This is a genomic window from Bacillus sp. JJ1521 (assembly GCF_036965165.1).
GTDB lineage: Bacteria > Bacillota > Bacilli > Bacillales > Bacillaceae_L > Ferdinandcohnia.
Genome location: NZ_JBALOX010000118.1, coordinates 22911 through 28327 on the forward strand (window position 1 = coordinate 22911; position 5417 = coordinate 28327).

Genomic DNA, 5417 nt, shown 5'->3' on the forward strand with positions numbered 1-5417 from the left:
ATTTCTGCTGTTTAAAGTTAGAATTTATTTTGCATTTTCATCTGATAGTCTTTGAAAGCCGCTGAGTGTGAGGTCTTTCTATTTTTCATTATTTGGTTTAAGCGAAATTGTTTTTCGTTTAATTTCCTCTGATAGATGGCGCGTTGAGCTTCATCTTCACAATTATCAATAAGATTCTCAATGGTGAGCAACTCTTTTTTAATCTCGGTTTCTTCATTAATGAACCCTGAATTCTTCATGACGCGATATGCCATACGCAGATCCTCTGGAATAGCAGAATCATCATCAAGCTTAAGCGGTTTGCCGTACCCTGGAAGGTTATCGAACTCTCCATCCTTGTAGGCTTTACGAATTTTATCCTCTGACACAATATTTGAAAAATCCATAGCAACGCTCTCCTTTTTTGGAGTATTTCATCTAATACTATTTTACGGGTATTTTGAACAAATTGCCATTCTCCCCTTATATTTCTCCTATGTTTCAATTTTTACAATATGACAACAACCCCCAAAAATCGACATGTTTTTATGAAACCTATAGGGTGAAGTGGGTTAAAATGACTACTCATAAATTCTATATATAGTAGCTAAAAATGTTTCGGAAAATCATTTTAAGGCTATTAGACATATAACCTTAAATTCTAGAAGGATGGGGATATAAATGTTTTCAAACGTAGAAATTGGAATTGATTTAGGAACTGCAAATATTCTTGTATATAGTAAAAGTAAAGGTGTCATCATTAATGAGCCTTCCGTTGTCGCAATCGACACTGAAAATAACAAAGTCGTTGCGGTTGGGACTGATGCGAAAAGAATGATCGGAAAAACACCTGAAAAAATCGTGGCGATTCGTCCCTTACGTAAAGGAGTCATTGCGGACTTTAATGTGACCGCAGATATGCTACGACATATTATGAAAAAAGCGAGCCAAAAAATTGGTTACTCGCTTCGTAAGCCTAATGTAGTTGTTTGTACACCATCTGGGTCGACATCTGTTGAAAGACGCGCCATCCAGGATGCGATTAGACAATGTGGTGCCAAGCAGGTTTATTTAATTGAAGAGCCAGTCGCGGCTGCAGTTGGCTCCGATTTGCCTGTCGATGAGCCGATCGCAAACGTAATTGTCGACATCGGTGGAGGCAATACCGAGGTTGCAATTATTTCCTTCGGTGGTGTTGTTTCCTGCAATTCTATTCGAATCGGTGGTGACCAGTTCGACGAAGATATCATTCAATATGTACGAAAAAAATACAATGTCCTTATCGGGGAACATACTGCCGAACAGGTTAAATTTGAAATAGGCTATGCACTTGTTAAGCATGAAGTCAAAACAATGGAGATCCGTGGACGCGACCTTGTCACTGGTCTACCAAAAACCATTTCATTGCGTTCAACCGAGGTTCAAGAAACATTAAAGGAATCATTACTGCATATTTTAGAAGCAATCCGTGCGACCTTAGAGGATTGCCCACCTGAATTAAGTGGTGACATTGTGGACCGCGGGGTTATTTTAACAGGCGGTGGCGCGTTATTAAATGGCATGCAGGAATGGCTCAGCCAGGAAATTTTCGTCCCTGTCCATCTTGCTCCAAACCCGCTAGAATCAGTCGTTATCGGAACAGGACGTTCATTAAGCATCATCGAAAAGCTCCATAAAATTGCAAAATAGGAACCAATGGGACGGTTCTACTGGTTCCCGGTGCCTGTTTTAACATCAAATAAGGAACTCCAGGAATCGCTCCTGGGGTTCTAACACTTTTTTAGATACGTAATGAGTGCCTCTAGTAAAGTATCGATTTCTTCTTGAATTCGTGCATGGATTGGTATTTCGGGAACGTCGAAGCTCTCGAGCAAAAGCTGTTGTTCAATCGATTGAGCCATTGTCTCAAAAATATATAAGAATTGAGCAATCTCTCCACTTGTTAACGATTGATTCCTTACTCCCGCTTCAAGAAAATAGCCAAGCTGTTCCATTGAAAAAATCGCCGGTGACAAGAGACTTAATGAATCAATATTATTTGGAATTTCACCAAGAGCTGCTCCGTAAACAGTACGTAAATTATTTAAATTCGTTCTCATTTTGTTTTTTAGGTGTCTGTCATCTATTTTCGCACTGTTTTTAGAAAAAATTTTATAAAACAGTTGTGATTGGCTCCGAATGGTTTTTGACATCAAATGTGGAATCCGACTTGAAGCCGTTTGCCGCCCCACAAGTAACACGCCTAAAATCCCAATAATACTCCCGATGATGACATCGGTGATTCGGACCGTTGCAAAATATGACAAATCATTAAGATGTGTCGTATTTTCCGCAATTAATATCGCGTTTGGTGTAATAAATGAAACGGCAAATGCGTAGTTTCGTACGATCAAAGATTCCGTAATGAAATTAAACATTGCAATCATTAGAGCAACAATGATTGGTGCAGGACTAAGAGATAGTATTAGTCCAGCAACCAAGATACCGATAAGCGTGCCGATTGATCTCTGAATCGAGCGGTGAAATGTACTAACAATTGTAGAACCTAGCATAACGGCGCCACAGGAAACCGGAATCCAATAGGAGCGCTCAAATTCAAACGAAAAAGCAATCATTGCAGAGATTCCGAGAACAATTGCATAGCGCAACGAGGTTAAAAAGACGACTGAGTTTTTATCAAAAGCATCCAGCAATTGTTTTGTAACTGAATGCCTCATAAAATAAATTTCTTGTTCGTCAACTGGTACAGATTCTTGTATCACTTCAGCTGCTTCCCCTACTTTTTTAAAAAGGTGTCGCTCTAGTCCTTCTAGCGTTACATTGGGAACCACTATTTTTTGAGTTTGGCTTTTTTGGGTGAGTGATTGAGTAATTTGATTTAATAAATTCAGTATTTCAGGTGCGATTTCTGATTCACGGGTTTCAAGTTCCAAAATATCGCCCCAGATTGAATGGGCTTTGTCTTTCAATATGTATAATCGTTTAAAAAAGTTTGAACTTCGCCACGAGATATATCCAGACGAGAGTGTTGTTTCAACATTTTTCAACGAGAACAAGGTGCTTTCCTTTAATTCATCAAATCTTGATGTCCCAATCGCTCCTGCTAGTTTCGTTAGTTCAGCATAAATATGATGTATCGCTTTTTTCTCAGGTTCGTATGGATCTGAAAACCACCCAACCATGGCGACAATCCACGAAACAATTCCACCTATAAAAACAAGCGAAGCACGCATTAATGCTGCATTTGGATCAATTTCCATCGCAGATGTCATGGCAAAAATAATGATAAAAAAAATGGCTGCTGGTCCTTGAATTTTTAAGGCACCGAAAATGAATGTACCGAAGCCACCAATTAATCCTAAAATAAGCGCAAATAAAAATGGTGAGGCGGCAGTAAGTGTGCCGAGACCCATCGCTCCAGCTAATCCAAGCATCACGAAAAATATTTTTTTTGCACGATGTTTATAAGGATCATTGAACACGTATAAATAGGAAAAGCCACCAATCCCCGCCAATAACCCAAATTGGAAATTTCCAAGCAAAATACCTATAATGACAGGAACCGATGAACTAATTGCCGCTCCAACCGCCCTCCGCATTGGAAACGGTGTCTTTTTAATNNCCATTAATTCCTTTTAGCTTTAGCCGTGGGCTTGCCAATTATGTAATAGAAAAAAGCCAAATCCTTTCCGATTTGGCCTTTACATTTTATTAAGCTGCTTGATCTAATTTATCTCGTTTTGCTGCGATTTTTTTGTTTTTCATGTATCCAAGTCCTAATACTAGAATAGTTATTACTGCAGCAATTAGATAGGTGACTGGTCCATGTTCAATATGAAGGAAGTTTTTTAATCCTTTATCTTTCAATATCATTTCCCCAGCAGTCCAAGCAAGAATACCTGCACCTATATAAGCAATCCAAGCATATTTGTTCATAGCTTTTACAATAAATTTAGAGCCAAAGATCATAATTGGAATACTGATTGCGACACCAAGTGCAATCATGCCAATGTGACCGTCTGCAGCACCTGCAACGGCAACAACATTATCAAGACTCATAACCGCATCTGCCAAGATGATTGTACCAATAGCTGACATTATACCAGTTGAAGATTTCACATGTGCTTCTCCCTCTTCTTCAACCAATACCTTGTAGGCGATGAAAAGAAGCAATGCTCCACCAATTACATTCACATATGGAATTTTTAATAAGTAAACAATAATGGCTGCAAATAATACACGTAAAATAACAGCCCCAGCCGTTCCCCAAAAGATTGCTTTATTTTGTTGATCTTTTGGAAGGTTTCTAGTCGCCATCGCAATTACAACAGCATTGTCACCAGATAAAATAATATCAATTGCAATAATTTTTAATAAAGCGATTGTGGCTCCAGAAGAGATAGCTAGTCCAAGAATAGTTAGCATATCCATAGGGTAATTCCCCCTCGATTATTATAGTAAAATAGTTAAATTTTAATTACATAATCTAGCATACTCCTATTTTTTGACACTTTCAATATTTAGACTTGGGAATCTTGCTTACAAAACCGCCACAATTATCCATCCAGTTATTTATTAAAATGCGCATACTATTGTAATATAACCATCTTGACATAACACCTTTTGGTTTCATATAATCAAATTACGAAACCAAATGGTTTTATTTTAATTTTAAAAAGGAGAATGAATTATGGCAAATGTACCTGATATAAAACAAACCGTATTAATTGAAGCACCGATTCAAAAAGTATGGGATCTTGTGTCGACTGGCGAGGCAATCGGAACGTGGTTTATGCCAAATAATTTAGTAGCAGAGGAAGGACATGAATTTCATATCCAATCTCCATTCGGACCCTCTCCATGTAAGGTATTAGAGGTTGAGCCACCACACCGTCTTACTTTTTCTTGGGATACTGAAGGCTGGTTTGTAGAGTTTCTATTAAAAGAAATCGACGGGAAAACGGAGTTCACTCTCATTCATGGCGGTTGGAAGGATTCTGAAGAAATCGTTGGAAAAGCTCAGCGTTCGGCTGCTGATGTTCGTGAAACAATGAATGGCGGTTGGGAAGGCATCGTACAAAAGCTACGTCGGGTGGCGACAAACGAGTGAGTGAATCTGCCAGTAAATATGATGTGTTCCAAGCAATTGCTGACCCGACGCGTAGAGAGGTGTTGCGCCTACTTTCGAATAAGGAATTGCCTATTTCGGAAATCACGAGTCATTTTTCAATGAGCCGGACGGCTGTAGCAAAGCATCTTCACATTCTATCAGAGGCGAACTTGGTAAGTGGTAAAAAGGTCGGAAGGGAAAAACGCTATCGCCTTCAGCCTGAATCCTTTTCGGATCTACGCGAATGGCTTGCGTATTTCGACCAGTTCTGGAGCAACAAGCTATCGGTATTAAAGCATATCGCTGAGAATGGTGGTCCGGATGGTGG

The 5417-nt window shown here is 39.1% G+C and carries 6 protein-coding genes; 3 read left to right on the forward strand and 3 right to left on the reverse strand.

The window, feature by feature from the left end:
- Nucleotides 1-17: 17 nt before the first annotated feature.
- On the reverse strand, nt 18-386 hold the full coding sequence (locus V7147_RS16190) for a DnaJ family domain-containing protein (RefSeq protein WP_335368865.1): 369 nt from the start codon (nt 384-386) through the stop codon (nt 18-20).
- Nucleotides 387-660: 274 nt separating this feature from the next.
- On the opposite strand from V7147_RS16190, the gene mreBH reads away from it, so the two are divergent.
- Nucleotides 661-1668, forward strand: coding sequence for a rod-share determining protein MreBH (gene mreBH / locus V7147_RS16195; RefSeq protein ID WP_335368866.1), 1008 nt, complete (start codon nt 661-663; stop codon nt 1666-1668).
- 80 nt (nt 1669-1748) lie between these two features.
- Here mreBH and V7147_RS16200 read toward each other — a convergent pair whose 3' ends face one another.
- Nucleotides 1749-3605 (reverse strand): FUSC family protein, encoded by a 1857-nt coding sequence (locus V7147_RS16200; RefSeq protein WP_335368867.1) that lies wholly within the window; start codon nt 3603-3605, stop codon nt 1749-1751.
- Nucleotides 3606-3690: 85 nt separating this feature from the next.
- Complete coding sequence (locus tag V7147_RS16205) at nt 3691-4410, reverse strand: TerC family protein (protein ID WP_335368868.1); 720 nt, start codon at nt 4408-4410, stop codon at nt 3691-3693.
- Nucleotides 4411-4669: 259 nt separating this feature from the next.
- Between V7147_RS16205 and V7147_RS16210 the strand changes: the two genes are divergently transcribed.
- Both V7147_RS16210 and V7147_RS16215 read left to right on the forward strand, forming a co-directional pair.
- Nucleotides 4670-5089: an SRPBCC family protein gene (locus V7147_RS16210; RefSeq protein WP_335368869.1), complete on the forward strand. Its 420-nt coding sequence runs from the start codon at nt 4670-4672 to the stop codon at nt 5087-5089.
- The coding region (locus tag V7147_RS16215; protein WP_335368870.1) for an ArsR/SmtB family transcription factor at nt 5086-5417 on the forward strand (332 nt) is incomplete at its 3' end. The genes V7147_RS16210 and V7147_RS16215, both read left to right, overlap by 4 nt.

Coding starts and splice junctions, on each gene's coding strand:
- V7147_RS16205 (WP_335368868.1), bottom strand. CDS start 4,410: ATGGATATGCTAACTATTCTTGGACTAGCTATCTCTTCTGGAGCCACA.
- V7147_RS16210 (WP_335368869.1), top strand. CDS start 4,670: ATGGCAAATGTACCTGATATAAAACAAACCGTATTAATTGAAGCACCG.
- mreBH (WP_335368866.1), top strand. CDS start 661: ATGTTTTCAAACGTAGAAATTGGAATTGATTTAGGAACTGCAAATATT.
- V7147_RS16190 (WP_335368865.1), bottom strand. CDS start 386: ATGGATTTTTCAAATATTGTGTCAGAGGATAAAATTCGTAAAGCCTAC.